This window comes from Vibrio sp. 1-2 (7-a) (assembly GCF_013048515.1).
GTDB lineage: Bacteria > Pseudomonadota > Gammaproteobacteria > Enterobacterales > Vibrionaceae > Vibrio > Vibrio diabolicus.
On record NZ_VHSQ01000009.1, the window covers coordinates 72074 to 98791 of the forward strand.

The following is a 26718-nucleotide window of genomic DNA, read 5'->3' on the forward strand; positions in this document are numbered from 1 at the left end:
CGCCGCGCAAAGAGTGTATTAAGACTAAAGAATGTTAACGATACCCTCTTTCACGCCCTATTGATTATTAACTCAACACCTGAGATGCAAAATTTTGCGACAACAAACAAAAAGCTCGCGAAATGCGAGCTTTTTGATGTACTGAGGTTATTACACCTTAGTCAAAAGTTTATTAACAGCTCCTAAGAACTCCGTTGGGTCCTCAATTGAGCCTCGCTCTGCAAGCATTGCTTGACCAAGCAGGACTTCTACCCAACGACCAAATGCCTCTTCATCCGCTTCGTCAGCCATGCGCTTAACCAGCTCGTGCTCAGGGTTTAGCTCAAAGATGTACTTCACTTCTGGCACTGCCTGACCCGCCGCTGCAAGAAGCTTCGCCATTTGAGTGCCCATTTCGTAATCGTCCGTTACCACAACAGCAGGTGTAGACGCGAGTTTAAAGGTCGTACGAACTTCTTTCACACGATCGCCTAGGTAAGACTTCGTGCGTTCTACAACCGACTTAAACTCTTCTTCAGTTTCTTTCTGCTTCTCTTTTTCTGCTTCATCTTCAAACTGACTTAGATCGAGCCCAGCTTTTGTGATTGACTGGAACTGCTTGCCGTCAAACTCAGTTAAGTAGTTCATCAGCCACTCATCAATGCGGTCGTACATCAAGATAACTTCAATGCCTTTCGCTTTGAACTGCTCTAAGTGAGGGCTGTTTTTCGCAGCTGCATAGCTGTCTGCCGTCAAGTAGTAGATTTTATCTTGACCTTCTTTCATGCGCTCAACGTAAGCAGCTAGACCCACGGTTTGCTCCGCAGAATCCACTTCAGTTGAAGTAAAGCGCAATAGGCCTGCAACTTTCTCTTTGTTTGCGAAGTCTTCTGCCGGCCCCTCTTTCATCACAAGGCCAAACTCTTTCCAGAATGATTGGTATTTCTCTTCATCATTCTTAGCCATGCGCTCTAGCATCGTTAGCACACGCTTAGTACAAGCATTACGTAGAGACTGAGTCACTTTGTTATCTTGTAAGATCTCACGCGATACGTTGAGTGGCAGATCATTGGAGTCTATTAAACCTCGTACAAAACGTAGGTAAGACGGCATGAACTGCTCTGCATCGTCCATAATGAACACGCGTTGTACGTACAGTTTCAAGCCTGATTTGTGGTCGCGGTTCATCATATCCCATGGCGCTTTAGATGGGATGTAAAGCAAGCTCGTGTAATCGTTTTTACCTTCTACACGGTTATGGCTCCAAACCAATGGATCGGCAAAGTCATGTGATACGTGCTTGTAGAACTCTTGATACTCTTCATCTGAGATATCCGATTTATTACGCGTCCACAGTGCTTGAGCTTTGTTGATTTGCTCCCACTTCTTCTCATCCGTTTCTTTGCCTTCGTCATCTCGAACAACCGTTTGGATGGAAACTGGGATGCCAATGTGATCCGAGTACTTGCTGATCACATCACGTAGACGCCATTCATTTAGGAACTCTTTACCTTCTTCACGCATATGAAGAATGATATCAGTACCACGCGATTCTTTAGTGATGTTTTCGATGGTGTACTCACCTTCACCGGCTGAGTGCCATTGTACTGCTTCATCAGCGGCTAGGCCCGCAGCACGAGTGCGTACGGTGACGGCATCAGCAACGATAAACGCAGAGTAGAAGCCAACACCAAACTGACCAATAAGCTGAGAGTCTTTGCTCTGCTCTTCAGACAGCTTTGAGAAAAACTCCGCGGTCCCGGATTTTGCGATCGTACCTAAGTGCTCGATCACATCATCGCGGCTCATACCGATACCGTTATCAGAAATGGTTAAGGTATTTGCGCTTTCATCAAACGACAGTTTCACGCAAAGGTCTGCATTACCTTCATATAAGTCTGGGTTAGATAGCGCTTGGAAGCGCAGCTTGTCCGATGCATCTGATGCGTTAGAAATCAGCTCGCGCAAAAAGATCTCTTTATTTGAATAAAGAGAATGGATCATTAAATGCAGTAGTTGTTTTACTTCTGATTGAAAACCACGAGTTTCTTTGTTTTGAGATACGGTTTCGCTCATGTGTGCTCCATAACATCTAAACTAATTGGCTTTTTCATGGAGATAAGTTTGTGACTTTCCCCTTGAAATTACCTTACTGAGATGTCATTTAACATGTGGCTGACAAATGTAAATTCAAGGTCAATATTGCTAAAAACGGTGTTTTTTTAGAAAAATTTAATTATCCTACCAGCCTAAAAGCATCTAAAATGTCGTGCGCACTCCATGCGCTTCGGTAATTTTGTGACATAAATCACTATAATTACAACATCATCCATCTAAGAAGAACTAAATGACTAACATCGGCACCAAATTTCTACTTGCTCAAAGGTTCACCTTTGATCCAAATAGTAATTCGCTCGCTGACCAACAAAACGGCAACGACGTTGTACGATTAGGAAGCAACGAAAGCCGTATACTTCTGATGTTGGCAGAGAGACCAAACGAAGTTTTAACCCGTAACGAGCTTCACGAGTTTGTTTGGCGTGAGCAAGGTTTTGAGGTGGATGACTCAAGCCTGACTCAAGCGATCTCTACTCTGCGTAAGATGTTGAAGGACTCAACAAAATCTCCAGAGTTTGTTAAAACGGTTCCTAAACGCGGTTATCAACTCATTTGTTCAGTGGAACGCTTAAGCCCATTATCTGCTGACTCTAATACTGACGTTGAAGAAGCCACTTCTGAAAATGAAGTGCACGCTGCTGAAATAGAAACAAGTGACGCGCCGTCAACAGAAGCGGCGACAGACACCACGACTGAAGTAGAGCCTCAAGTAGAACTACCTAAGGCACAGCCAAAACCAGCAGCTAACACTAATAACTGGCTGCCGCGTATGATCGTTCTTTTGTCTCTGCTGCTTCCTATTTGTGTATTGCTATTCACCAATCCTGCAGAATCCCAATTCCGTCAGATTGGTGAGTATCAAAATGTACCTGTGATGACGCCAGTGAACCACCCGCAAATCAATAGTTGGTTGCCGTCCATTGAGCAGTGCATTGAACGCTACGTAAAATACCATGCAGAAGATTCAATGCCGGTAGAAGTGATTGCTACAGGTGGCCAGAACAATCAGCTGATTCTGAACTACATTCATGACAGTCAACATTCATATGAGAACGTGACATTGCGTATTTTCGCTGGTCAAAATGACCCAACCGATATCTGTAAATAAGGAGGCCAGAATGAAGATAAAATTAGCATCTGCGGTTTTGGCCGTATCCGTTCTTTTCAGTGGTTGGTTATATTGGGGTAGCGACCTAAAAGTGGAACAGGTCCTCACTGCCAATGAGTGGCAGTCAACCATGGTGACGGTCATTACAGACAGCTTGCCTGACGATCCTGTCGGCCCACTGCGTCGTGTTAATGTTGAATCAAATGTGAAATATCTCCCTAATGGGGACTATATTCGCGTAGCAAATATCAAACTATTCGCTCAAGGTTCAACGGCAGAATCCACGATTAATATCTCGGAAAAAGGGCGCTGGGAAGTAAGTGACAACTATTTGTTGGTTTCGCCTTCTGAGTTTAAAGATATTTCATCTTCTCAATCAAAAGACTTCTCCGAAGCACAGCTACGTTTGATCACTCAAATCTTTAAGCTTGATGCCGAGCAAAGTCGCCGTATTGATGTCGTGAACGAAAAAACGCTATTGCTCACTAGCTTGAACCACGGTTCTTCGGTGCTGTTTAAAAACTAACTTTGATTTGATGATAAGGGGGCAAGACGCCCCCTTTATTTTGCTTATGGATTGGCTAGATACCCTCACCCTCTTTTTCGGCTCACTTATCGCCAATACTCTGGCTTCGCTTTCTGGCGGCGGTGCAGGCTTACTTCAATTCCCTTTGCTCATCTTTCTCGGCTTGCCATTCTCGGTTGCGCTGGGGACACATAAAGTGGCTTCCGTCGCTTTAGGCTTAGGGGCAGCAAGCACACACTTAAAAGCAGGCACAATTAAATGGAAGGTCGCGCTCTACCTTATAGTCTCTGGCAGCATTGGCGTAGTCTTAGGGGCGAACTTAATTGTCCAAATACCTGATGGTATGGCGGAAAAAATGCTAGGGAGCATGATTCTCGCGCTCGGCATCTATTCACGATTTAAGAAATCGTTAGGCCAATCAGAAATAATACGTAACCGTCACCCAATCGGTTGGGTCATCGGCGGTGTCGGACTAATGCTCATCGGTATCATCAACGGGTCGCTGACCGCAGGTTCTGGTCTGCTCGTGACATTATTTTTAGTTCGCTGGTTTGGGTATAACTATAAACAAGCCGTTGCTTACACCATGATTTGTGTCGGCCTGTTTTGGAATGGCATTGGAGGCATTGCCGTCGTCCAAGCTGGCGCTCCGATACATTGGGCTTGGTTGCCTGTTTTATTGTTAAGCTCATTTCTAGGCGGCAGTTTAGGCGCATGGGCCGCGACTCGATACAGCAACCGAGTGATTAAAATTGCATTCGAAATTCTCACGTTTTCCGTGGGTATCAAGTTGCTAGTTTAAACCGATTAAAAGGAAAGTTTCATGGATAAAGCAATCATTGATATTTATTACTGCCGCCAATGCAACTGGATGTTGCGTTCAACTTGGCTATCGCAAGAACTACTGCATACTTTTAGCGAAGAAATAGAAACGATCAGCTTACACCCAGATACGGGTGGTCGCTTCGAAATTTTCTGCAATGGCCAGCAAATTTGGGAACGGACAAAAGACAGCGGCTTTCCTGAAGCAAAGGTGCTAAAACAGCGCGTAAGAGACATTATCGACCCAGAACGCGATTTAGGACATTCAGACACAAAATAGGGAGCAATTCGCTCCCTATATTTTACTTAGTAAAACCGTTAAATCATGGTTTGTGCTAATACTTCGCCTTCTGGCGTTTTTACCGTTAGCGTATTGTCTTCTAAAGTACCAAAGCTTCTTGGTAAACCATTACGTGGAAATGTCATCGAGCCTGGGTTAAATATAATGGCCCCATCTTGCATCTCTGCGACAGGAACATGCGTATGACCGTGGGCGATGATATCACCTTCACGCAGTGGCGGCCGTTTTTCAGAGTTATACAAGTGACCATGAGTCAAAAAGATTCTCTTGCCAGATTCAAGTAGCACCCACGAGTAATCCATCATCATTGGAAACTTCAATAGCATTTGGTCCACTTCACTATCGCAGTTACCACGCACAGAAATAATTTGCTCACTGTATTGGTTCAATAGCTCCGCCACCTGCGGTGGGTTGTAACCTTCTGGAATCGGGTTTCTTGGCCCGTGGTTTAGCGTATCCCCCAACAAAATCAGGTGCTCCGCACCAGAGGCTAAAAATAGCTCAATAGTTTCTTTAGTTGCTGGCAAAGAGCCATGCAGATCTGAGGCAAAAAATAGTTTCACGACATCGTCTCCTCACAAAGTACGAGGTCATTCTACGGCATTTTTATGACAGCTCAACCAGCGACTACTGATAACGCAATGATTCAATGACCATAGGCAAAATATAGAACCATGCGGCATACGCAGTTCCAACCAACACCAGTATCCAAAACACCATCGACATAAATTTTGACTTAGCTAGGTGGTGCAGCGGGTCTGGCTCTCCGCATCCTGGACATGCGTGAGCGCGCTTTGAGATTTGTTTCTCACACACAGGGCAAGAGACTAAAGGCATGATACAAATTCCTCGACAATAGACTTAGGGCGCAAAGAATAATGGTGAATTAACACATATGCAACCTAACATATATTAAATATTTTAGTTCTTTGTAACAGTCGCTGACTTGAGAAAAAATGCGTTGATTTTTCATTTATATCAACCTATTACACTTCTTCTCGCACCATGCCGTTGATGACAATATTGTTATAACTCACCATGCCAATGACCTCCCCATCTTCAATGACCGGAGCTCGGCTAATGCCAAATCGTTCAAATAGGCGCGCACAATATTTCACATTCATATCAGGGTCGACACACAAAGCGGGCTTGGTCATGATCTCATAAATATTCGTGCGCTGTGGAGAGCGATTATTCGCCAGCACCTTTTTGGCGATATCATTCATCAAGACGATGCCATATTCATCGTTGTCATCTCGCTTTTTCACCACCAGCGCTTTGACTTGGTATTTTTTAGCCAACGTTATGCCTTCATAAACTGTCATTAGCCCATCAACCATGACATAAGTAGCCGCCATTACATCTCGAACTCTAATTATAGTTTGACTGCTCATAACTCATCCTCGACCACTTTGGTCAACGTCTCTACTTGATGCGCGACACCGACTGCATCCTCAATATCGATCTGAATAGCAATGCCCTGCCCCGACTCTCGGTCGAACTCACCAACTTCATTGATGGTTTCTAATATGTGTCGAGAAAGGTGCTCCTCAACGACAAACAGCAGCACATCTTTTTGTACTTCCAGCGTTAAGCCAAAAAACGTTCGCTTTTGATTTAAACCTTGTCCACGAGCGTTATTAATCACCGTCGCACCAGTCGCGCCAGCTTCGCGAGCAGCGTCCAGTACCTTGTCTGTTTTGCTGTCTTCAACAAACGCAAGTATCAATTTAAAGCGCATTTTCTTCGTCCTCCGAGACATCTTTATTCAGCCATTGGGTTATTTGCGCATAGCCCATCACAGAGATCATAGGAAACAGACTGGCAAAAGCGATCAAGCCAAAGCCATCAATCATTGGGTTTCTTCCTGGGACGGTAGAAGCAAGTCCAAGTCCTAGTGCGGTTACAAGCGGAACAGTGACAGTAGAAGTCGTGACGCCTCCAGAATCGTAGGCGAGCGGAACAATAAGCTTTGGCGCATAAAACGTTTGAATCACAACCACGATGTAACCCGCAATGATGTAATAGTGAATAGGGTCACCGACAACAATCCGATAGCTCCCTAGCGCGATGCCAATGGCCACCCCAAATGCAACAGCCACGCGTAAGCCGTTAATACTGATACTGCCACCAGAAACTTGGTTTGCTTTTATCGCTACCGCGATTAGAGAAGGCTCAGCAATCGTGGTACTAAAACCGATAAAAAAGGCGAAGGTATACACCCAATAGTAGTCGACCCACACTAAGGCTTTTCCCACAGAGACTTTAAACTCTTGTAAAAATTCCGGTGCCGTCAGTTGCACGGCCATGGTCTCTCCGAGCGGAAACAGAGCCATTTCTAATCCGAGCAAAAAAAGAGCGAGCCCAAGAATCACATAAACAAACCCAAGCAAAACCTTCTTAAGGTTGTTAACTGGACGCCTTAACACCGCTAACTGAAAACCAAAAATAATGCTGGCGATGGGAATGACATCTCGAACGGTAGATAATAAAGTGTCTAGGAAATGCTCAATTGAAATCATGTTACGACCATTCCGTAAACCATCACAAACATCATCGGTAGCAGCGAGGCAAAAGCGATCAAACCAAAACCATCCACCATGGGGTTGCGCCCTTTAATCGCCGATGCTAAACCAACCCCTAGTGCAGTGACCAAAGGCACGGTGATAGTCGACGTCGTCACACCTCCAGAATCATAAGCAACGCCAATAATGGCTTCAGGTGCAAACCACGTCAGGACTACAACGCCGACGTAGCCGCCGATGATCATGTAATGAATTGGCCACCCTTTTAAGATGCGCAGAACGCCAATAACGATGGCGATCCCCACAGAAAGTGCTACCGTTACTCGTAGCCCTTGTCCATAGTCCTGCATGGATTGCTCTGAGTTTGTGATCATCCCTCCTTCTGCCGCAACTTCTGATGCTTCTTCTGCTACGGCCGTTAATGCAGGCTCGGCGATCGTGGTGCCAAAGCCTAAACAAAACGCAAAAACTAACAACCAGAATACGCTGCCTTTTTTTGCAAAGGCTTGAGCCATACTCTCTCCGATAGGAAAAAGACCAAGCTCTAGACCAAAAATAAAAAACGTTAACCCTAAAACCACAAGCAATAAGCCAAAAAGAATGGAGATGAGATTAGGAAGTGGCTCTTGCAAAACAACTAATTGAAAAAAAGTGATAACAACAACGATGGGTAGCAGATCGCGAGCACTATTAAGGAGCGCTCGAAAAAGAGCAACAAATGCTTCCATACCTATCCTCCTTGATGGTGCAAACTGATTACGCTTGTTCCGGTAGCGATGTTTTTAGTCTGGCATAGATTTAGTTCTCCTACCGTGAACGAATTAGCGCCATGCATAACATTTAGTTACATTTTTTCAATATGTGAAGTCAGTAGCCTCTCTACAGGCTTGCCACTATCCTAGAAATAATAGTCTTGAGATGATCAAGCTCAGCACAAAACGACTATAATGTTCTAATACGTGTACATTCAAAGAGATAACATGAAGATATTACTCACAGGTGGCACTGGGTTTATTGGTTCGGAGTTGCTCAAGCTGCTATCCACTCACCAAGTTATGCTACTTACGCGCTCTCCTGAGCATGCAAAACAATGCCTCCAGCACGCTGATTTGGGTAATATCGAATACCTTGACTCGCTTGAGTCATTCGCCGATCTCAATCACATTGATGCCATAATTAATCTTGCGGGTGAGCCTATCGCAGATAAAAGATGGACCAGCGAGCAGAAAGAAAAAATCTGCAAAAGTCGCTGGAAAATTACCGAACAAATCGTTGAGCTGATCCACGCCAGCACAGAACCTCCCGCTGTTTTTATTAGTGGCTCGGCCGTTGGTTACTATGGCGATCAACAAGACCACCCGTTTGATGAGTGCCTGCATGTTAACAGTGAAGACTTTCCTCACGAGGTTTGTGCAAAGTGGGAGCAAATAGCCAAACGCGCAGAGTCTGAACAAACACGTGTTTGTCTATTGCGAACTGGCGTAGTACTCGGCCTTAATGGCGGGGCTTTGGCGAAAATGCTCTTACCTTACAAACTTGGCGTAGGTGGCCCGCTCGGGAACGGTAACCAGTACATGCCTTGGATTCACATTCTGGATATGGTCCGCGCCATCATGTACTTGCTTGAAACACCACATGCCCACGGTGCGTTCAATATGTGCGCACCTCACCCTGTGACTAACCGTATCTTTAGCGGCACGTTGGCAAAAACGCTCAAACGACCACATATCTTGTTCACGCCTAAATGGGCAATGGAACTCCTAATGGGTGAATCTTCCTGCTTATTGTTCGATAGCATGAGAGCAAAACCCAAAAAGCTCACCGAACTTGGCTTCAAATTTAGCTACTCCAGAATAGAGCCAGCACTCAAGCACTTGCTTCATGACCGGAGCTGATGAATGATGACCTCATTCAATGTTTCTTGAGGCTTAATTTATGAAAAAGTCGATTCTTATTACGGGTTGCTCAACCGGTATCGGTTACGTGTGCGCTCACGCCCTGCAAAACGAGGGATTTCATGTCATAGCATCTTGTAGGAAAGAGCAAGATGTCCAACGTCTAATTAATGAAGGGCTAACCTGCATCAAGCTAGACCTAAACAGCCCTGAAAGTATTTCTTCGGGCGTGAAGCAAGCATTAGAGCTAGCAGAGGGTAAGCTTTATGCCGTGTTCAATAATGGTGCCTATGGCCAGCCCGGTGCATTGGAAGACTTGCCCACCGAGGCTCTTCAAGCTCAATTTCAGACCAACTTTTTTGGTTGGCACCAGTTAGTCAGAGAAGTGCTTCCTCACATGCACATACAAGGCGAAGGACGCATAATACAAAACAGTTCTGTTCTTGGCTTTGCTGCAATGAAATACCGCGGCGCCTACAATGCGTCAAAGTTTGCCCTAGAAGGCTGGACTGACACACTACGGCTAGAGCTTGCGGATACGAATATCAAAGTGGCATTGATAGAACCTGGGCCTATCGAAACTCAATTTAGAAACAATGCATTAAAAGCCTTCGAGAAGTGGATTGATATTGAATCCAGCCCTCACCGCCTCGCCTATGAAGGACAAAGAGAGCGACTCAACAACGACAAATCTAATAATCGATTTGTTTTACCTGCAGAGTCCTGCGTCGCACCTGTTCTTCATGCATTAACTAGCGCTTCACCTAAAATTCGCTATCGAATTACTACGCCGACTAAATTATTCGCAATCTTGAAAAGGTTATTACCAACCCGTGTGCTTGATAAAATTTTGCGACAAGCTGCATAAAAAAGTTTTGTCACAATGTAATTTCATCGTAACAATGTGATGTCATTATGAGCATGTAGGTTAAAAAAACCTCAAGCAAACGAATCAATTTCTACGCAATTCAGTGAGCACTATTCAACCTAAAGTGAATGAGTTGCTTAGATTTGGTATCGCCACCCATTACGTTTTGTAGCAATGTTTTTACTACTGCGAGGCAACAATGACATTAAATCAGCTTAACTGGCTTAGTGTGGGTGTAGTGTTGACCATGTTCATCCTATTTTGATACCGCACTAACAAATAGCATTAGAACTGCGCTGCTTCGGCAGCGTTTTCTTTTTGCCTTACACCTATTCAGCAGTAACACCATTCTCTTACCGCATCCTTTCACAAAATAGAATGATTCATTATTGATGATGATTAGCAACCATCGCTTGAATTTCCCTTAAATCAACTCCATATCTATTATCAACGACAAGACACAAAGCAAGGATACTCTGATGCAATCCCCATTTATCGTTGAGATAACAGAACAGAACTTTCGCGAAACTCTTGAAGGATCAATGAACACGCCCGTTCTGATCCACTTTTGGGCCAATGCTCAACCAGAAAGCGCACAGATACTCCCTGAGTTGCAATCTCTTGCTCAACAGTACAACGGTGCATTTACGCTTGCTTTATTAAATTGTGAAGATCAGCCGGCTTTAGCGTCTCAATTTGGTGTGCAAGTATTGCCAACTATCGCGCTGTTTATAAATGGTCAAGCCGTCGATGGATTGGGTGGCCCTCAGCCAATTGATGCCATTGCAACCATGCTACAAAAGCATTTGCCAAGCCCAGATGAACAGCTATTAAAGCAAGTCAGTGAACTTCTTCAGCAAGGTGAGCATGCTCAGGCTTTAAGCATCATCCACACTTTGCCGCCAGAACTGCAAGAGCGTGGTGATGTGAAACTCGCGATGGCTGATTGTTTATTAGAAACCAAACAATTTGATGTCGCCCAAGAGCTACTGAACGCTATCCCTCTTGAGTATCAAGATAACTACTACAAGAGTCTAATAGCCAAGCTCGAGCTGCATTTGCAGGCTGCAGATAGCCCTGAGTTACAACGACTAGAACAAGCATACGCAGCAGACATGGCAAACTTCGAACTTGCTTGTGAATTGGCGGTACAGTACAACCAAGTGGGTCGTGATGAAGAAGCGCTGGAACTGCTGTGGAATATTCTTAAAAAAGACTTGGGCGCCCAAGACGGTGAAGTGAAGAAGACTTTTATGGATATTCTCAGCGCGCTAGGTCAAGGCAACGCATTAGCAAGCAAATATCGCCGTCAGCTGTATTCGATTCTGTACTAACTCGCTGAAAAGCGAAACTTCAACTAAAGGCCGGATATTCCGGCCTTTGTTATATAAAAAACCAATAACCTCTTAAGGTTCTCAGAACTTCAATTGTCTATTGTCTATAAATAGGTAAAAATGAATCGGACATTATGCACTTAAGGGAATAACTCATGCCAATTGATTCACTGATTACCATCGGTATTTTCGTCGTTCTTGCTGTAGTTATCTTATCTTCAGCCATTAAGACGGTGCCACAAGGAAATAACTGGACAGTCGAACGCTTCGGACGCTACACCCATACGCTAAAACCCGGCTTAAACTTGATCATCCCATTTGTTGATAAGATAGGGCAAAAAGTCAACATGATGGAGCGCGTTCTTGATATTCCAGCGCAAGAAGTTATTTCAAAAGACAACGCTAACGTAGTTATTGATGCCGTCGGATTTGTTCAAGTCATCGATGCTGCCAAAGCCGCTTATGAAGTCAACGATTTGGAACATGCCATTAGAAATTTAACTCTCACCAATATCCGCACCGTTTTAGGCTCAATGGAGTTGGACGAAATGCTGAGTCAGCGTGACATGATCAACTCCAAGCTGCTGGCAATTGTTGACCAAGCCACCAACCCATGGGGTGTAAAAGTCACACGAATTGAAATAAAAGATGTCCAGCCACCATCCGATCTAACGGCGGCGATGAATGCTCAAATGAAAGCCGAGCGAAATAAACGAGCGGAGATTCTCGAAGCAGAAGGGGTACGCCAAGCTGAAATTTTAAAGGCTGAAGGTCATAAGCAATCGGAGATATTAAAAGCTGAGGGCGAAAAGCAGTCTGCTATTCTCCATGCTGAAGCTCGTGAACGCGCCGCACAAGCAGAAGCAAAAGCGACTTATATGGTTTCTGAAGCGATTGCCAAAGGCGATATGCAAGCCGTCAATTACTTCATTGCTCAGGGCTATACCGAAGCGATCAAAAGCATTGGTCAAGCTGAAAACGGCAAAATCATTATGCTTCCATTAGAAGCGACCGGACTAATGGGCTCGGTTGCAGGGATAGCAGAGATGTTTAAACAACAAGATAAAGAATAACTTATGGACTTTTTCAGTTTGCTGGAAGGCGTCTCTTTCTGGCATTGGCTAGCCTTCAGTTTTGCACTTCTAGCGGTAGAGCTACTTGGGACTGCGGGATATTTTCTCTGGCTCGGAGTTTCTGCACTTATCGTTGGGGCACTAATGACCGTTTTGCCAATGAGCTGGCAATTACAATGGCTTTGCTTTGCAAGTTTCAGCTTAATCACCACTTGGTTATGGTGGCGACGACAATGGTCTAAAGACAAGAAAGAAGACCAAGAAAGAGATCTGAACCAAAAGTATAAGCAGTTAATCGGACGCACACTTACCATTGAAGAGGACTTTTCTGTTGGGCTCAATCGTATCAAGGTTGCCGATACCACGTGGTCGGCACAGTCGGATCAAGCACTTCCAGCAGGAACGCGCGTTAAAATAAAAGATATCGATGGTATTATTTTAATCATTGAGCCTGATTCTAAGTAATTTATGCCAAAGTAATGGGGCAAACTATGCTCCATTACTTTAATCTAAACAACCGCTTTCATTTCATTGATTTAATTAAAATCGAACAAAAAATAAGTAACAGCAATATTATTAATATCCTACCCTATCCTTCCAATAATTTAATTATTCATCATACGATAATCAATAAGATAGAAATATATCGATATAAATTATCTTTATAAATTTATTTTAAAAAATAAAACTTTATTGAATTATTTTTTGATCTTTTTGCCCCCCCATACATACTTAACGCATAAGCATTTAAGTTGAATGCTTTTTATTTGGTATGTAAGAGGATGTACTATGAAGAAACTTCTCTTTTTAATGTTATGCGGTATCTTTTCTTTTTCTTCCTTTGCCTACACCAACGGAAATGGTGGTACAACTAATTTAGGACCGATAGTCGAATGTAAATTGCCAAGTGGTGATGTCACTAATATTCCAAGTGAAATGTGTCGATTTAGAGGCGGAGAATGGAACTAATATAGAAGTCAGTAGTTAGTTCGATATAAGTAAACTATTGATACCTTACTTTTCAGTAAAGTCATTATTTACCCAAGCAAGTAGATATTCAATGTCTACATTAAGGTGATGATTATGAGATTTTTAGCTGGTCTATTGTTAGCATGTTTTGCCCTAGCTCCATTAACTACTCATGCCAATGGTGCTTCAGGTGGACGTACGCTAGCCCCAGAGATAAAGTGTGAGTTACCAAACGGTAACGTGCATATGTTACCGCCGTTATATTGCAAAATATATGATGGTCGAGAAGTAAAATAAAAAAGGAGCCTAGCGGCTCCTTTTTATCATCTCACTAAGTATTAGTGGAAGCTGTAAGGGATAAGAACTTGTAGACGTAGGTCCGTTTCATCCGCATCACCAGCACCAGCGTACTCATCGCGCTCTAGGATTGTACCGTGTAGACGGATCGTAGAACCTTTCAGTGCGCCACTCTGTAGAGAGTAAGATACTGTCGCGTTAACTGCGTATTCACTTTCGTAATCCCAGTCACCTGATGCACCGCTTGCTGCAGAATCAGCTCCAGTACCGTAACCAAAGCCTAGGTAGTAGTTCCAGCCGTTACCTTGGTTGTAAGATAGACGGTTGTACCACGCTAGCTCACCCGCTTTGTTCCAGTCAGACAGTGCATCCCACCACTGAGACCAAGTACCGTTGTTCATACCGTAAGTATGAATTGTACGTGGAACGAAGTCAGCACGGTTGTCTGTGTCTGTGTAGCGTAGCTCAGACATCCAAGCTAGCTTGCCGAAAGATTGATTCAAAGATAGACCAGTGTGGAAACCTAGACCATCGTATTTCACATCATCGTCAACACCGTAGAAATCAAATGCTAGAGTTGTACGGTCACTCACAGTGTACTTCAAGTAAGCCTTGTAAGAAGTGTTGTCAGTTTCGTTGTGGTAGCTAGTTACTTGACCTGCACCCCAGTCGATACCATTTGCATATTGAACGCCAGTAGCTTGACCCAAACCAAGTTGCATAAACAAGCTGTCAGTTAGGTTACCGTTTAGGCCTAGAGAGTGTAGGTAGCTCCATGACGTGTCAGACCAAAGCGCTGGCGCGTAGTCATCTTCGTGAAGTAGCCAAGGTGCTGTAAATTGGTCTGCACCAAAGTAGCTTAGGTTGAAATCACCTAGTTTAGCGTTCAGTTCGAAACCACGGTAAGTACCAGGTACGAAACTCCAAACGTTACCAATAGTACCGTTACCACCCGCTTGTAGCATACCAAAGCGCGCGTTGAAGCTTTCGTTTGCTTTGAACTTCAGTGCTGCTTTGTAAACTTTAAGCTGTTGACCATCACCTGCACCCCAGTCTAGGTTGTTACAAGTTGAAATTTCGTTACATAGGTAGCCTTCGTTTGAATTGTAAAGGCTATCGTTGTAAAGGTCGCCAGAATAGTAAGCCGCAACATCTGCACCAACCCAACCATCATGGTAGCCAGAAGTAAAGTCTAAAATTGCGTTGTAAGAAGAGTAATTTAGACGACTCCAACGGTCACCGTTTTCACCGCCAGGCTTACCTGTTGTACGAGTACGAGAACGAGTATCAACTAGAAATAATGCATTAAGACTAGAGTCTTGCATAAATTCGTTCACTTTCTCTACGTACTCGCCACCTGCTGCACTTTCAGTAGACGCTGTAGCTGGAGCAACAGCAACAACACCAAACATTGCTGCGGTTAACGCTGAAACCTTAAAAAATTTGTCCATGGAAAAACTCCTAAAAATGGATATAGCTGTATTTTTCTATCTCACCTTTAGTTGGCCGCCGAAGGAGAGAAGTAAATTCCTGATCAAACCTCATTATTTCTAATTTGGCTTTTTTTAGTTCCTGCATACACACCGTGTATCCACGTGATTAAGACTAACTTCGCAGCTAAAAACATCCAAACGGAACTTATTTTTTTTCTAAAAAAATATGAGCCAGTCCAAAGTTCCATATAAGTTGTTGATCCAGATCTTACTTTTAACAACACCAACACAAAAAGACAGTTAAACATTAAATATCAATAACTTAAAACACACCCTAGAATTCCAACTTGAAGTCACTCGCAGACTAAAGAAGTAAAAAACCTTAATAATTCAATGGGAGATCTTGATCACTGAAAAGATAAAAAGCACAAATAACTCAATCAAAAAGCACTTAATTATGAGCAAGAAAAAGCCCCACATGCTTACTATGTGGGGCTTTTAGTTATTTTTTAGCTTTTTTGACAAGACTTAATTCATCAACTCGAGTAAGTCTTGTTCTGTTTTGATCTCGATACCCAGTTCTTGTGCCTTTGCCAACTTCGAACCTGCATTTTCACCAGCAAACAAAATATCCGTTTTCTTAGAAACACTACCTGTCACTTTTGCACCTAGGGATTGGAGGGCTTCTTTAGCCTCTGTGCGACCTAATTGAGAAAGTGTTCCTGTCAATACGACTGTCTTACCTTCTAACGGTAGCTCCCCTACCTGCTCAGTAGTATTAATCTCTGGCCAGTGGATCCCTTGTTCAAGCAAATCTTTAACCACCGCTTGGTTCTGCTCTTCACTGAAGAAAGTCGTAATATGTTGAGCAACCACAGCACCGATGTCTTGCACTTCAATTAACTGCTCTTCGTTAGCATTTTGGATGGCTTCCAACGTTTTAAAGTGCATTGCTAGGTTTGCGGCGGTTGCCTCGCCAACTTCACGAATCCCCAGCGAATACAAAAAGCGAGGTAACGTTGTTTCTTTGGATTTTTCTAACGCATTCACAATGTTCTGCGCAGACTTTGGCCCCATGCGATCTAATACCGTTAAAATCCCCGCAGATAACTTAAATAAGTCAGCAGGAGTTTTCACCATCTCACGGTCAACAAGTTGCTCGATCACTTTATCGCCTAGACCGTCAACGTCTAACGCTTTACGAGACACAAAGTGTTTTAGCGCTTGTTTACGTTGGGCTTGGCAAACTAAGCCACCCGTACAACGTGTTACCGCCTCTCCTTCGATCCGCTCAACATGCGAACCACAAACCGGACACTGAGTTGGGAAAATAATATCTCGCGCCGTTTCTGGTCGACGCTCTTTGATGACAGAAACGACTTGAGGAATAACGTCACCCGCTCGACGAATCACAACGTGATCACCGATCTTAACTTGCAGACGTTCTATCTCATCTGCGTTATGAAGCGTCGCATTACTTACCGTTACCCCGCCAACAAATACAGGCTCTAGTTTAGCAACAGGTGTAATCGCACCAGTACGACCGACTTGGAATTCCACCTCATTCAACGTCGTCATTTCTTCCTGAGCCGGGAATTTGTAGGCAATCGCCCAACGTGGAGCGCGAGCAACAAATCCAAGACGCTCTTGCACGGCAATATCGTCAATTTTAATGACGACACCATCGATCTCATAAGGAAGGGCATCACGACGCTGCAAGATATCTTGGTAGTAAGCTTTTACATCCGCCAAACTTCCAACTCGCTTGGTCTCCGGGCACATTGGTAATCCCCAAGATTTAATTTGCAAGAAGCGTTCGTAGTGACTTGCCGCCAATTCAGCGCCTTGCACCACGCCTACACTGTATGCATAGAAGCTAAGCGGACGAGAAGCCGTAATGCGTGAATCCAATTGTCGTAAGCTACCTGCCGCAGCATTACGTGGATTAACAAAGATTTTCTCGCCTTTCTTCCTTGCTAATTCATTGAGCTTTTCAAACCCAGCTTTCGGCATAAAGACTTCACCACGAACTTCAAGACGATTTGGCCAGTCATTACCCCTGAGTTTTAAAGGAATGGCTTTAATCGTACGTACATTTTCTGTGATGTTCTCGCCAGTAGTGCCATCGCCTCGTGTTGCCGCCTGAACTAACACACCGTTCTCATACAGTAAACTAACTGCGAGTCCATCCAGTTTCGGCTCACAACAGTATTCTTTCACACTCTGACTGCCCACCCGCTCTTGTGCTCGCTTATGGAAACTATCAAGTTCGCTGTCATCAAACGCATTATCAAGCGAAAGCATCGGTACTTCATGTGTCACTTGGCTAAACGCAGAGAGAGGTTGTCCACCGACACGTTGACTTGGTGAATCTACGGTAATTAAATCAGGGTTCTCAGCTTCAATATCCAGGAGCTCTCGCATTAAGCGGTCGTACTCGGCATCAGGGATCTCTGGGTTATCTTCCACGTAGTAACGCACAGCGTGGTAATGCAACGACTCTTTTAGTTCTTCTAATCGCTGAAGTACTGATTCAGACATAGTAAAGCCCCGTGTATTTTCAATCGGTGAGGTTGGGAAATCCAAGAAAAAGGGCTCCATCCGGAGCCCTATTATTATTTGCTGTTAAGATTATGCGTTAGCGGCATTAAACTCAACTATTTGACGTCGATAAGACGCTAAACGGTCTGGTGTCATTAAGTTACGCTGGTCATCAAGAACGTTGCCACCTAAATCATCAGCAATTTGCTGCGCAGTTCGGAGCATTAAGTTGAAGTTCTGTTCAGCCTCGCCATAACAAGGCAATGTCATGAAGAATGAAATCCCCTTCGTTGTAAACTCAGCAGGATCAGCATGCTCAAACGTACCAGGGTGCATCATATTAGCGACGCTAAACAGCACTTTGCCGTTACCGGACAAGTCGACATGACGGTGGAAAATATCCATCTCGCCATAAATTAAGCCGTTTTGTTGCATACTCTCAAATAAAGCAGTACCAACAAATGGCTCTTCACCCGCGCAGTGCACATTCAATACAATCACTTGCATTTCAGGTTCAGGCTTTGGCTCTTCCTTAGGCTCTGCAACTACAGGCTCACTAACCGTTTCGACTTGCTGTTCTTTCTCAGCGATATCAAACGCGGCGGGAATAGCTTCTTCTTCCACAGCAGGCTGGAGTGGTTCTTCAGCTACTGGTGCTTGAACAACAGGTTCAGCGTCCTCTTCTTTATCTTTTTCTGCAACAAATGAAGGGATGTCATCTGGCTCCTGCTGTGTCTGTGTTACTTCAGATGGGCCACCGAATAGCGGGTCAGATTCAAATTTGTTGTCGAAAGAACTCGCCATCCCAAAATCTGGTTCTTTGCGATCTTTACGAATGATCTCAAAGTCATCTTCAGGAGCGGGAGCGAAGTCTCGTTCTTTCTCGACAAGATCATTTTTGTCCCCTTGGTCAACATCCAGCTTACCAAGCGGTTTGTTACCAAACTTTGCTTTGCCTTCTTTTTTACTGCTCCACAAACCATGAAACAGCAATGCCGCGATGGCTAATGCGCCAACAACAATGAGTACGAATCGCAATTCCTGCATTATTTACTCTCAATATACTTGTTTTTACTACTCGCAGTTCCTTGAGCAGCAACCCAAGTGCAATAAATCTGAATGATACGTTTACTTTACCAAAACTATATGTAGATTTAGAACAACTTAATGCAAGAAGTTCCGTTTTTTGTTGTGATTCTTGCCACGATTCCACTTAACAAGACGTCATTTGTCAGGGCATTGAAAGAAAAGCCCTCACAGGTACAATGAGTTTTCATTTACACGAAGCCAAAATAGACATGAAGCAAAACAATCAGCAGAGAACCGGATTCGGTTATTTTCTATACGGGATACAATTGGCACTTGCCCCTAAAATCAGGCGCTTTGTCATTTTACCTCTACTTGCAAATATCTTGCTTGTAGGTGGTGCCATCTTCTATCTATTTTCAAACCTTAATATATGGATCGAAGACTGGATTGGGCAGCTACCTGAGTTTTTATCCTGGTTAACTTACATTCTTTGGCCTTTACTCGCTCTGACAATACTCGCAACTTTCTCTTACTTCTTCAGCACACTCGCGAACTTTATCGCGGCGCCATTCAACGGCCTCTTAGCTGAAAAAGTTGAAGAATACTTAACGGGACAAAAAGTGAATGATGATGGTTTCACTGCCGTTCTGAAAGATGTTCCTCGCGTTTTAGCTCGTGAATGGAGAAAGCTGCTTTACATCTTACCTAAAGCAATAGGCCTATTCCTGTTATTGCTCATCCCTGCCCTTGGGCAAACAGTAGGCCCATTTTTATGGTTTATTTTTACCGCTTGGATGCTCGCGATTCAATATTGTGACTACCCGTTTGATAACCATAAAATCCCATTTAACGACATGCGTTACAAATTGAAACAAAAGCAAGGTAAGGCCTATGGCTTTGGGGTATTGGTGTCTGTGTTTACGACGATCCCAATTTTGAACCTCATTGTCATGCCTGTAGCAATATGTGGCGCAACCGCTATGTGGGTGGCGGAGTTTAAGCACCAACGATAGTCGATTAGAGATTAAGGAAAGGGATCAGCGCCAGCTTTTCCCTTTTCTTTTATCAAGTTCTGGGCCAACCTAATAAGATATAACTTTTTAATCCTTTTCCCTTTTTTTCATACCGCATATTCTTCTATCCATATTCACACAACGTGTAATGAAGGAACATCACTATGAGCAAAATCTACGAAGATAACTCTCTTACTATCGGTAATACACCTCTCGTTCGTCTAAACAAAGTAAGCAAAGGCAAAGTTCTCGCGAAAATTGAAGCGCGTAACCCTAGCTTCAGTGTTAAGTGCCGTATCGGTGCAAACATGATTTGGGAAGCAGAGAAAGCGGGGCTTCTTAAACCAGGTGTAGAGCTTGTAGAACCTACCAGTGGTAACACAGGTGTTGCTCTAGCATTCGTAGCGGCCGCTCGCGGTTACAAGCTAACATTGACCATGCCTGAATCAATGAGCCTAGAACGCCGTAAGCTACTTAAAGCACTGGGCGCTAACCTTGAGCTGACTGAAGCGGCGAAAGGCATGAAAGGGGCGATTGCTAAAGCAGAAGAAATCGTAGCAAGCAACCCTGAGAAGTACCTACTTCTTCAACAATTTGACAACCCTGCGAACCCAGAGATCCACGAAAAGACTACGGGCCCAGAGATTTGGGAAGCGACAGATGGTGAAATCGACGTATTCGTTGCTGGTGTCGGTACGGGCGGTACTATCACAGGTACAAGCCGTTACATCAAAGGTGAAAAAGGCAAAGCCATCACTTCTGTCGCAGTTGAGCCAGCAGAGTCTCCAGTTATTGCCCAAGCACTTGCTGGCGAAGAAATTCAACCTGCTCCGCACAAAATCCAAGGTATCGGTGCTGGTTTCATCCCAGGTAACCTCGATTTAGATATTATTGACCGCGTTGAACAAGTCACCTCAGAAGAAGCGATTGAGATGGCTCGTCGCCTAATGGAAGAGGAAGGTATCCTAGCTGGCATCTCATCCGGCGCGGCTGTTGTTGCAGCCAACCGACTTGCAGAACTCCCTGAATTTGAAGGAAAAACAATTGTAACCGTTCTACCAAGTTCAGGTGAGCGTTACCTAAGTACAGCACTCTTTGCAGGTATCTTTACCGAAAAAGAGAACCAACAATAATATGTGTTCAAATCAATTTTTAGTTTAAAAAAGCCCCGTTTAGGGGCTTTTTTGTTGATCCCTGCCCTACCTTTGGTAATATCAGGGTGTTTTATTTCTAGCTTCAAAATAAAGAAGCAGAACACAAAAAGGTTTCAAAGTGATTACGCACGCAAACAGTTGCGTAGTTACCAAACTTTTGACTAGTATCAGAACTGACGCGCTTTGAACTCTTCCCGTGCTAGCGCACAAGATGTAAAGCAGTTAAGCTAAAATCTAGTCACAAACTAACAAAAAAATACATTTATTGGGGTATATCACATGTACGAGAAGCAAGTAGAAATCACAGCAGAAAACGGCCTTCACACTCGTCCAGCTGCACAGTTTGTTAAAGAAGCAAAAGCATTCGACGCAGACATCACTGTGACTTCTAACGGTAAAAGCGCTAGCGCTAAGAGCCTATTCAAACTACAAACACTAGGCCTAGTAAAAGGTACTCAAGTAACTATTTCTGCTGAAGGCCCACAAGCTCAGCAAGCAGTTGACCACCTAGTTGCTCTAATGGACCAACTACACTAATCCGGTCTCCTACTCCAGAAGCCATTTTGTGAAAGCAAAATGGCTTCGTTGGAAATAGGCTCAAAACTAAGCTAAAACTATTCGTTAGCGCACCCATTATTCTCCCGTTTTATAAAGTTGACCAAACTTAAGGTAAGGCTATGATTTCAGGCATCCTAGCATCTCCTGGTATTGCAATCGGTAAAGCACTACTACTTCAAGAAGATGAAATTGTCCTAAACACAAACACTATTTCTGACGATCAAGTAGAAGCTGAAGTTCAGCGTTTCTTCGACGCTCGTAACAAATCTGCAGCTCAGCTAGAAACTATCAAGCAAAAAGCGCTTGAAACGTTTGGTGAAGAAAAAGAAGCGATCTTTGAAGGTCACATCATGCTTCTTGAAGACGAAGAGCTAGAAGAAGAGATCCTAGCACTTATCAAAAACGACAAGATGACTGCGGATCACGCTATCCACTCAGTTATCGAAGAGCAAGCATGTGCTCTTGAGTCACTAGATGACGAATACCTAAAAGAACGTGCAACTGACATCCGCGATATCGGTTCTCGTTTTGTGAAAAACGCACTGGGTATCAACATTGTTTCGCTTAGCGACATCAATGAAGAAGTTATCCTAGTTGCTTACGACCTAACGCCATCTGAAACGGCACAAATTAACCTAGACTACGTACTTGGTTTTGCTTGTGATATCGGCGGTCGTACATCTCACACTTCAATCATGGCTCGCTCTCTTGAGCTTCCAGCTATCGTTGGTACTAACGACATCACGAAAAAAGTTAAGAATGGCGATATGCTGATTCTTGACGCGATGAACAACAAGATTGTTGTTAACCCATCAGAAGCTGAACTAGAAGAAGCGAAAGCGGTTAAAGCGGCATTCCTAGCTGAAAAAGAAGAGCTAGCGAAACTGAAAGACCTGCACGCAGAAACGACTGACGGTCACCGTGTAGAAGTTTGCGGTAACATCGGTACAGTGAAAGACTGTGACGGTATCCTCCGTAACGGCGGTGAAGGTGTTGGTCTGTACCGTACTGAATTCCTATTTATGGACCGTACTGCACTTCCAACTGAAGAAGAACAGTACCAAGCGTACAAAGAAGTTGCGGAAGCAATGAACGGTCAAGCTGTGATCATCCGTACTATGGATATCGGCGGCGATAAAGATCTCCCATACATGGATCTTCCAAAAGAGATGAACCCATTCCTAGGCTGGCGTGCTGTACGTATCAGCCTGGATCGTCGTGAAATCCTTCGTGATCAGCTACGTGGCATCCTACGTGCTTCTGCACACGGCAAACTGCGTATCATGTTCCCAATGATCATCTCTGTCGAAGAAATCCGTGAGCTTAAGAAAGCGATCGAAGAGTACAAAGAAGAGCTACGTGCTGAAGGCCACGCGTTCGACGAAAACATCGAAATCGGTGTTATGGTTGAAACTCCTGCTGCTGCTGCGATCGCACACCACTTAGCGAAGGAAGTGTCTTTCTTCTCTATCGGTACAAACGACCTAACTCAGTACACGCTAGCGGTAGACCGTGGTAACGAGATGATCTCTCATCTTTACAACCCACTATCACCAGCAGTACTAACCGTGATCAAGCAAGTTATTGACGCTTCTCACGCAGAAGGTAAATGGACTGGTATGTGTGGTGAACTTGCAGGTGACGAGCGTGCAACGCTTCTACTTCTAGGTATGGGTCTGGACGAGTTCTCAATGAGCGGCATTTCAATCCCTAAAGTGAAGAAAGTAGTTCGTAACTCTAACTTCGCAGAAGTGAAAGCAATGGCTGAAGAAGCCCTTTCTTTACCAACAGCTGCAGAAATCGAAGCAGTGGTAGAAAAGTTTATTGCTGAGAAAGCTCAGTAATCGGTAGTACCAAGTAATTCAATACTTAATGGCCATTAGACGGCGAAAAAAGTCGTCTAATGCGCTATATTGGTATACTATAATTCGACAGAATAAAACCAAACCTTAGGAGCATGACACAATGGGTCTGTTTGACAAACTTAAGAAGCTTGTATCTGATGACAGCGCTGACGCTGGTGCTATCGAAATCATCGCGCCACTTTCTGGTGAGATTGTAAACATCGAAGACGTGCCAGATGTTGTTTTCGCTGAGAAAATCGTTGGTGACGGTATTGCTATCAAGCCAGCAGGCAACAAAATGGTAGCTCCTGTAAACGGTACTATCGGTAAGATCTTCGAAACTAACCACGCATTCTCTATCGAGTCTGACGACGGTGTTGAGCTTTTCGTTCACTTCGGTATCGACACAGTTGAACTAAAAGGCGAAGGCTTCACGCGTATCGCTGAAGAAGGTCAAACTGTTAAAGCTGGCGACACTGTTATTGAATTCGATCTAGCTCTTCTAGAAGAGAAAGCGAAGTCAACGCTAACTCCAGTTGTTATCTCTAACATGGACGAAATCAAAGAGCTGAACAAGCTTTCTGGTTCTGTGACTGTTGGTGAAACTCCAGTTCTACGTGTAACTAAGTAGTTTTTACTTAGCCGAACACGAAAAAACGCTGCCAGTGGCAGCGTTTTTTATTACCTGAAGTTTATGCTTTCTTACCAGATTCAACTGAGTAGACCAAGTGCCGAACTCGGCCTTTGTTTTGCCAGAGCCAATAACGCAGTTGTCGCATCTTGGAGCACTTGAGAACGCACCATTTCCGTAGATTCTCTTGCGAAGTCTGTATCTCTTATTCGACTCTTGGATTCCGTAACACTCCGACTCACGGTATTTAAGTTATCCACCGAACCATTTACACGATTTTGAAAGCTGCCAATTTCACCTCGGTGCGAATCAACGTACTTGATCGCTGCATCAATCACCCCAATTGAAAGCTGCGCCTTACCAGCCGTCGACATATCGATGTCATCCATTGTGACTAATTGACCAGTGCTTATATCAAGCTCATCCGCTAAACTGCCTTCTAACTCCACTCCTTCTGGCGTATTCATCGTAGAGGCAAAGAATTGCAGTTCATTGTTTTCCGTTACTGAGGCACTCACTACCGATTGTTGAGCATTGATGTAAGTGGCGACCTGTTCTATGCGATCACCCAATTTGAGCCCAATGGATTCCGTTTGGGTTTGCCCTTTACTGTCTTGGTATTCGACTTTTAGAGTTTGGTTATCTTTAGTGACTCGCCAATCTTTATCGACCGCATCACCAACATAATGCAGCCCTCCCATCTCTGGGATATGGCTACGCATATTACGTAACGTCAAAGAGATTGAATTAGCGTTCGCTCCAATATGGAAACTTTGTGAACCGTAAGATCCATCAAACAGGTTTTTATCCGCAAATGTTGTCGTGATCGCGACACGATCAAGCTCATCCTGCAGCGCTACGACCTCGTATTGGATGCTTTGTCGGTCACTGGTATCGTTACTACCATTTGCCGCTTGAAGCCCTAGAGAGCGTAACCGTTGCAAAATATCACTGCTCTCATGTAACGCGCCTTCCGCGGTTTGCGCGACCGAATAAGCATCGTGCGCATTTCTTAAGGCGACATCAAGCCCTCTCGTTTGCACATGGAGAGTATTGGATATCTGTAAACCTGCCGCATCATCACTCGCCGAGTTAATTCGAAAACCAGAAGTCAGGTTGCGTTGTGATTCGACGTTTTGCGCTGCTGCTTGACTCAAGTGTCTCTGCGCCACCATCGCGGCAACATTGGTATTTAAAGAGACCATCTAATCGATATGAGTGCCTTGTCGAACATCCTGTTGGGACGCATCTAAACGTTATAGCCGATAAGCAAAAAAGCCAGGGATGAGCCTGGCTTTTGTATCTTGTCTTATTAAGGTGCTTAACCTAGCAAACTTAGCGCTGAGTTTGGCGCTTGTTTCGCTTGCGCAAGGATTGAGCTTGACGCTTGCGATAGAATTTGTGACTTGGTCATTTGAGTCGTTTCTTTCGCGAAGTCAGTATCTTTGATACGGCTCTTCGACGCGTTCACGTTCTCGTTAATGTTGTCCAAGTTGCTGATTGCATGGTTGAAACGGTTCTGGAATGCACCCAGCTCTGCGCGGTGGCTGTCTACGTATTTCAGTGCCGCATCGATGATAGCGACAGATTCTTGTGCGCCACCAACTGAGGTTACGTCGATAGTATCTACCGTCACTTTTTTACCTTCGCCCAAACCTAGCTCGCCAGATAGGCCGCCTGAAAACTCGACTTCGCCTTCGACTTTGTTGTTGCCAGCAAAGATTTGCAGTTTACCGTCTTGGTCTACTGAGGCTTTCACTAGGTCAGTTTGACCGTTAATGTAAGTCGCAAGCTCTTCGATATCATCACCTGCTTTTGCGCTGATGTTGATTTCTTGCTCTTGACCGTAGCTGTCCGTTAGGTTGATTTTTAGGTCGTTCTTACCTTCAGCAACGTTCCAGTCTTTACCTTTACCACTTTCAGCTTGGTAACTCACACCGCCCATCATTTTGTTGTCTGAACGCATGTCTTTTAGCTCAAGCATCACTGCTTCACCGTTATCCGCACCGATTTGGAACGATTTCGCGCCGTGTGTGCCGTTTAGTAGCTTGTTACCACCGAAAGAAGTGGTTTCTGCGATACGGTTTAGTTCGTCGTTTAGCGCGGTCACTTCTTCTTGAATCGCCACACGCTCTGATTTCGAGTTTGAGCCGTTTGCTGATTGTAGAGACAAATCACGCATACGTTGAAGAATGTTAGTGGTCTCGTTCATTGCACCTTCAGCGGTTTGTGCAATTGAGATACCGTCGTTCGCGTTGCGAACCGCCACATCCAAACCACGGCTTTGTACGTTCAAACGGTTCGAGATTTGTAGACCCGCAGCGTCATCTTTTGCGCTGTTGATTTTGAAACCCGAAGACAAACGCTCCATAGAAGTTTGTTGAGCTGAGTTTGCGTTGTTTAGGTAACGCTGAGCCGTCATCGCTGATACGTTAGTGTTTACATTCACTGCCATGGTGATTTCTCCAATTGATTTTCCGGTATAGCGGTTTCCGACGTCTCGGAAAACCAAGTAGTTCTCTCAAAGTTACCCCTATTAACGACACCAAATTCAGAAGCTTTAGAAAAAAATTTAAAAAAATAACATTGCGAGATTTGGCTAAAAAAATTGAAGAAAAGTAAGAAAAAGTGCTCAAGTTTCCACAAATCGAGCCGAGTGGGCCAAATTGTATAGAAAACCAGCAAAAGGAAACAGTTGAA

The 26718-nt window shown here is 44.2% G+C and carries 27 protein-coding genes; 15 read left to right on the forward strand and 12 right to left on the reverse strand.

The window, feature by feature from the left end:
* Window positions 1-150: 150 nt before the first annotated feature.
* Window positions 151-2055: a molecular chaperone HtpG gene (gene htpG, locus FKN08_RS18385; RefSeq protein WP_170892672.1), complete on the reverse strand. Its 1905-nt coding sequence runs from the start codon at window positions 2053-2055 to the stop codon at window positions 151-153.
* Window positions 2056-2326: 271 nt separating this feature from the next.
* Between htpG and FKN08_RS18390 the strand changes: the two genes are divergently transcribed.
* The 4 genes from FKN08_RS18390 to FKN08_RS18405 are packed head-to-tail and all read left to right on the forward strand — an operon-like array spanning window position 2327 to window position 4833.
* Entirely contained in the window at window positions 2327-3205 is an 879-nt protein-coding gene (locus FKN08_RS18390) for a transcriptional regulator (protein ID WP_046874266.1), read from the forward strand.
* 10 nt (window positions 3206-3215) lie between these two features.
* Window positions 3216-3731, forward strand: a complete 516-nt coding sequence (gene toxS, locus FKN08_RS18395; protein WP_005393067.1) for a transmembrane regulator ToxS — start codon at window positions 3216-3218, stop codon at window positions 3729-3731.
* 46 nt (window positions 3732-3777) lie between these two features.
* Entirely contained in the window at window positions 3778-4533 is a 756-nt protein-coding gene (locus FKN08_RS18400; RefSeq protein WP_012842051.1) for a sulfite exporter TauE/SafE family protein, read from the forward strand.
* A 21-nt stretch (window positions 4534-4554) separates the two neighbouring features.
* Window positions 4555-4833: a SelT/SelW/SelH family protein gene (locus tag FKN08_RS18405; protein WP_170892673.1), complete on the forward strand. Its 279-nt coding sequence runs from the start codon at window positions 4555-4557 to the stop codon at window positions 4831-4833.
* Window positions 4834-4871: 38 nt separating this feature from the next.
* Here the strand turns inward: FKN08_RS18405 and yfcE are convergent, their stop codons facing one another.
* From yfcE to FKN08_RS18435, 6 genes are all read right to left on the reverse strand, one after another.
* Complete coding sequence (gene yfcE, locus FKN08_RS18410) at window positions 4872-5417, reverse strand: phosphodiesterase (protein ID WP_046874268.1); 546 nt, start codon at window positions 5415-5417, stop codon at window positions 4872-4874.
* Between the two features lie 64 nt (window positions 5418-5481).
* On the reverse strand, window positions 5482-5691 hold the full coding sequence (locus FKN08_RS18415) for a hypothetical protein (RefSeq protein ID WP_005393073.1): 210 nt from the start codon (window positions 5689-5691) through the stop codon (window positions 5482-5484).
* Window positions 5692-5840: 149 nt separating this feature from the next.
* Window positions 5841-6248 carry a CBS domain-containing protein gene (locus FKN08_RS18420; protein WP_005393075.1) on the reverse strand — a complete coding sequence of 136 codons (408 nt, stop codon included), beginning with the start codon at window positions 6246-6248 and terminating at the stop codon, window positions 5841-5843.
* Window positions 6245-6595, reverse strand: coding sequence for a P-II family nitrogen regulator (locus FKN08_RS18425; RefSeq protein ID WP_005393077.1), 351 nt, complete (start codon window positions 6593-6595; stop codon window positions 6245-6247). Before FKN08_RS18425 ends, FKN08_RS18420 begins: the two co-directional genes overlap by 4 nt.
* On the reverse strand, window positions 6585-7376 hold the full coding sequence (locus tag FKN08_RS18430; protein WP_046874269.1) for a DUF1538 domain-containing protein: 792 nt from the start codon (window positions 7374-7376) through the stop codon (window positions 6585-6587). Before FKN08_RS18430 ends, FKN08_RS18425 begins: the two co-directional genes overlap by 11 nt.
* Complete coding sequence (locus FKN08_RS18435) at window positions 7373-8107, reverse strand: DUF1538 domain-containing protein (RefSeq protein ID WP_046874270.1); 735 nt, start codon at window positions 8105-8107, stop codon at window positions 7373-7375. The genes FKN08_RS18430 and FKN08_RS18435 overlap by 4 nt, the downstream gene beginning before the upstream one ends.
* A gap of 252 nt (window positions 8108-8359) precedes the next feature.
* On the opposite strand from FKN08_RS18435, the gene FKN08_RS18440 reads away from it, so the two are divergent.
* The 6 genes from FKN08_RS18440 to FKN08_RS18465 all read left to right on the forward strand — a co-directional run bounded on the left by FKN08_RS18440 (window position 8360) and on the right by FKN08_RS18465 (window position 13518).
* Window positions 8360-9274 carry a TIGR01777 family oxidoreductase gene (locus FKN08_RS18440; RefSeq protein ID WP_074191007.1) on the forward strand — a complete coding sequence of 305 codons (915 nt, stop codon included), beginning with the start codon at window positions 8360-8362 and terminating at the stop codon, window positions 9272-9274.
* Between the two features lie 40 nt (window positions 9275-9314).
* Window positions 9315-10142, forward strand: a complete 828-nt coding sequence (locus tag FKN08_RS18445) for an SDR family oxidoreductase (protein ID WP_170892674.1) — start codon at window positions 9315-9317, stop codon at window positions 10140-10142.
* A 479-nt stretch (window positions 10143-10621) separates the two neighbouring features.
* Entirely contained in the window at window positions 10622-11476 is an 855-nt protein-coding gene (locus FKN08_RS18450) for a co-chaperone YbbN (protein WP_048626123.1), read from the forward strand.
* Window positions 11477-11631: 155 nt separating this feature from the next.
* Complete coding sequence (locus tag FKN08_RS18455) at window positions 11632-12549, forward strand: SPFH domain-containing protein (protein ID WP_005393087.1); 918 nt, start codon at window positions 11632-11634, stop codon at window positions 12547-12549.
* A 3-nt stretch (window positions 12550-12552) separates the two neighbouring features.
* Window positions 12553-13014: an NfeD family protein gene (locus FKN08_RS18460; RefSeq protein WP_170892675.1), complete on the forward strand. Its 462-nt coding sequence runs from the start codon at window positions 12553-12555 to the stop codon at window positions 13012-13014.
* Between the two features lie 324 nt (window positions 13015-13338).
* Entirely contained in the window at window positions 13339-13518 is a 180-nt protein-coding gene (locus FKN08_RS18465; RefSeq protein WP_074191004.1) for a hypothetical protein, read from the forward strand.
* A 338-nt stretch (window positions 13519-13856) separates the two neighbouring features.
* Here the strand turns inward: FKN08_RS18465 and FKN08_RS18470 are convergent, their stop codons facing one another.
* The 3 genes from FKN08_RS18470 to zipA all read right to left on the reverse strand — a co-directional run bounded on the left by FKN08_RS18470 (window position 13857) and on the right by zipA (window position 18836).
* Window positions 13857-15266 (reverse strand): hypothetical protein, encoded by a 1410-nt coding sequence (locus FKN08_RS18470; RefSeq protein ID WP_006742721.1) that lies wholly within the window; start codon window positions 15264-15266, stop codon window positions 13857-13859.
* Window positions 15267-15776: 510 nt separating this feature from the next.
* On the reverse strand, window positions 15777-17789 hold the full coding sequence (gene ligA, locus FKN08_RS18475; protein ID WP_170892676.1) for an NAD-dependent DNA ligase LigA: 2013 nt from the start codon (window positions 17787-17789) through the stop codon (window positions 15777-15779).
* A 90-nt stretch (window positions 17790-17879) separates the two neighbouring features.
* Window positions 17880-18836 carry a cell division protein ZipA gene (zipA, locus tag FKN08_RS18480; RefSeq protein WP_053807087.1) on the reverse strand — a complete coding sequence of 319 codons (957 nt, stop codon included), beginning with the start codon at window positions 18834-18836 and terminating at the stop codon, window positions 17880-17882.
* Between the two features lie 251 nt (window positions 18837-19087).
* Here zipA and cysZ point away from each other — a divergent pair, with 251 nt between their 5' ends.
* The 5 genes from cysZ to crr all read left to right on the forward strand — a co-directional run bounded on the left by cysZ (window position 19088) and on the right by crr (window position 24018).
* Entirely contained in the window at window positions 19088-19831 is a 744-nt protein-coding gene (gene cysZ / locus FKN08_RS18485; protein ID WP_031780324.1) for a sulfate transporter CysZ, read from the forward strand.
* Between the two features lie 164 nt (window positions 19832-19995).
* Complete coding sequence (gene cysK / locus FKN08_RS18490; RefSeq protein ID WP_005382045.1) at window positions 19996-20964, forward strand: cysteine synthase A; 969 nt, start codon at window positions 19996-19998, stop codon at window positions 20962-20964.
* Between the two features lie 300 nt (window positions 20965-21264).
* The gene (locus FKN08_RS18495; RefSeq protein WP_005382043.1) at window positions 21265-21522 is read left to right on the forward strand and encodes an HPr family phosphocarrier protein; all 258 of its coding nucleotides are present in this window, start codon (window positions 21265-21267) and stop codon (window positions 21520-21522) included.
* Window positions 21523-21662: 140 nt separating this feature from the next.
* The gene (gene ptsI / locus FKN08_RS18500; RefSeq protein WP_005393100.1) at window positions 21663-23387 is read left to right on the forward strand and encodes a phosphoenolpyruvate-protein phosphotransferase PtsI; all 1725 of its coding nucleotides are present in this window, start codon (window positions 21663-21665) and stop codon (window positions 23385-23387) included.
* A gap of 121 nt (window positions 23388-23508) precedes the next feature.
* Window positions 23509-24018, forward strand: coding sequence for a PTS glucose transporter subunit IIA (gene crr, locus FKN08_RS18505; RefSeq protein WP_005382041.1), 510 nt, complete (start codon window positions 23509-23511; stop codon window positions 24016-24018).
* 80 nt (window positions 24019-24098) lie between these two features.
* On the opposite strand, the gene FKN08_RS18510 is transcribed toward crr, so the two are convergent.
* Entirely contained in the window at window positions 24099-25223 is a 1125-nt protein-coding gene (locus FKN08_RS18510; protein ID WP_170892677.1) for a flagellin, read from the reverse strand.
* A gap of 116 nt (window positions 25224-25339) precedes the next feature.
* A complete protein-coding gene (locus FKN08_RS18515) occupies window positions 25340-26473 on the reverse strand; it encodes a flagellin (protein ID WP_005393103.1) in 1134 nt (377 codons plus the stop codon).
* Window positions 26474-26718 lie beyond the last annotated feature (245 nt).

Excerpts from the sequence above, each read along its gene's own strand:
- htpG (WP_170892672.1), bottom strand. The coding sequence starts at position 2,055 with ATGAGCGAAACCGTATCTCAAAACAAAGAAACTCGTGGTTTTCAATCA.
- FKN08_RS18390 (WP_046874266.1), top strand. The coding sequence starts at position 2,327 with ATGACTAACATCGGCACCAAATTTCTACTTGCTCAAAGGTTCACCTTT.
- toxS (WP_005393067.1), top strand. The coding sequence starts at position 3,216 with ATGAAGATAAAATTAGCATCTGCGGTTTTGGCCGTATCCGTTCTTTTC.
- FKN08_RS18400 (WP_012842051.1), top strand. The coding sequence starts at position 3,778 with ATGGATTGGCTAGATACCCTCACCCTCTTTTTCGGCTCACTTATCGCC.
- FKN08_RS18405 (WP_170892673.1), top strand. The coding sequence starts at position 4,555 with ATGGATAAAGCAATCATTGATATTTATTACTGCCGCCAATGCAACTGG.
- FKN08_RS18415 (WP_005393073.1), bottom strand. The coding sequence starts at position 5,691 with ATGCCTTTAGTCTCTTGCCCTGTGTGTGAGAAACAAATCTCAAAGCGC.
- FKN08_RS18420 (WP_005393075.1), bottom strand. The coding sequence starts at position 6,248 with ATGAGCAGTCAAACTATAATTAGAGTTCGAGATGTAATGGCGGCTACT.
- FKN08_RS18425 (WP_005393077.1), bottom strand. The coding sequence starts at position 6,595 with ATGCGCTTTAAATTGATACTTGCGTTTGTTGAAGACAGCAAAACAGAC.
- FKN08_RS18430 (WP_046874269.1), bottom strand. The coding sequence starts at position 7,376 with ATGATTTCAATTGAGCATTTCCTAGACACTTTATTATCTACCGTTCGA.
- FKN08_RS18435 (WP_046874270.1), bottom strand. The coding sequence starts at position 8,107 with ATGGAAGCATTTGTTGCTCTTTTTCGAGCGCTCCTTAATAGTGCTCGC.
- FKN08_RS18440 (WP_074191007.1), top strand. The coding sequence starts at position 8,360 with ATGAAGATATTACTCACAGGTGGCACTGGGTTTATTGGTTCGGAGTTG.
- FKN08_RS18445 (WP_170892674.1), top strand. The coding sequence starts at position 9,315 with ATGAAAAAGTCGATTCTTATTACGGGTTGCTCAACCGGTATCGGTTAC.
- FKN08_RS18450 (WP_048626123.1), top strand. The coding sequence starts at position 10,622 with ATGCAATCCCCATTTATCGTTGAGATAACAGAACAGAACTTTCGCGAA.
- FKN08_RS18455 (WP_005393087.1), top strand. The coding sequence starts at position 11,632 with ATGCCAATTGATTCACTGATTACCATCGGTATTTTCGTCGTTCTTGCT.
- FKN08_RS18460 (WP_170892675.1), top strand. The coding sequence starts at position 12,553 with ATGGACTTTTTCAGTTTGCTGGAAGGCGTCTCTTTCTGGCATTGGCTA.
- FKN08_RS18465 (WP_074191004.1), top strand. The coding sequence starts at position 13,339 with ATGAAGAAACTTCTCTTTTTAATGTTATGCGGTATCTTTTCTTTTTCT.
- FKN08_RS18470 (WP_006742721.1), bottom strand. The coding sequence starts at position 15,266 with ATGGACAAATTTTTTAAGGTTTCAGCGTTAACCGCAGCAATGTTTGGT.
- ligA (WP_170892676.1), bottom strand. The coding sequence starts at position 17,789 with ATGTCTGAATCAGTACTTCAGCGATTAGAAGAACTAAAAGAGTCGTTG.
- zipA (WP_053807087.1), bottom strand. The coding sequence starts at position 18,836 with ATGCAGGAATTGCGATTCGTACTCATTGTTGTTGGCGCATTAGCCATC.
- cysZ (WP_031780324.1), top strand. The coding sequence starts at position 19,088 with ATGAAGCAAAACAATCAGCAGAGAACCGGATTCGGTTATTTTCTATAC.
- cysK (WP_005382045.1), top strand. The coding sequence starts at position 19,996 with ATGAGCAAAATCTACGAAGATAACTCTCTTACTATCGGTAATACACCT.
- FKN08_RS18495 (WP_005382043.1), top strand. The coding sequence starts at position 21,265 with ATGTACGAGAAGCAAGTAGAAATCACAGCAGAAAACGGCCTTCACACT.
- ptsI (WP_005393100.1), top strand. The coding sequence starts at position 21,663 with ATGATTTCAGGCATCCTAGCATCTCCTGGTATTGCAATCGGTAAAGCA.
- crr (WP_005382041.1), top strand. The coding sequence starts at position 23,509 with ATGGGTCTGTTTGACAAACTTAAGAAGCTTGTATCTGATGACAGCGCT.
- FKN08_RS18510 (WP_170892677.1), bottom strand. The coding sequence starts at position 25,223 with ATGGTCTCTTTAAATACCAATGTTGCCGCGATGGTGGCGCAGAGACAC.
- FKN08_RS18515 (WP_005393103.1), bottom strand. The coding sequence starts at position 26,473 with ATGGCAGTGAATGTAAACACTAACGTATCAGCGATGACGGCTCAGCGT.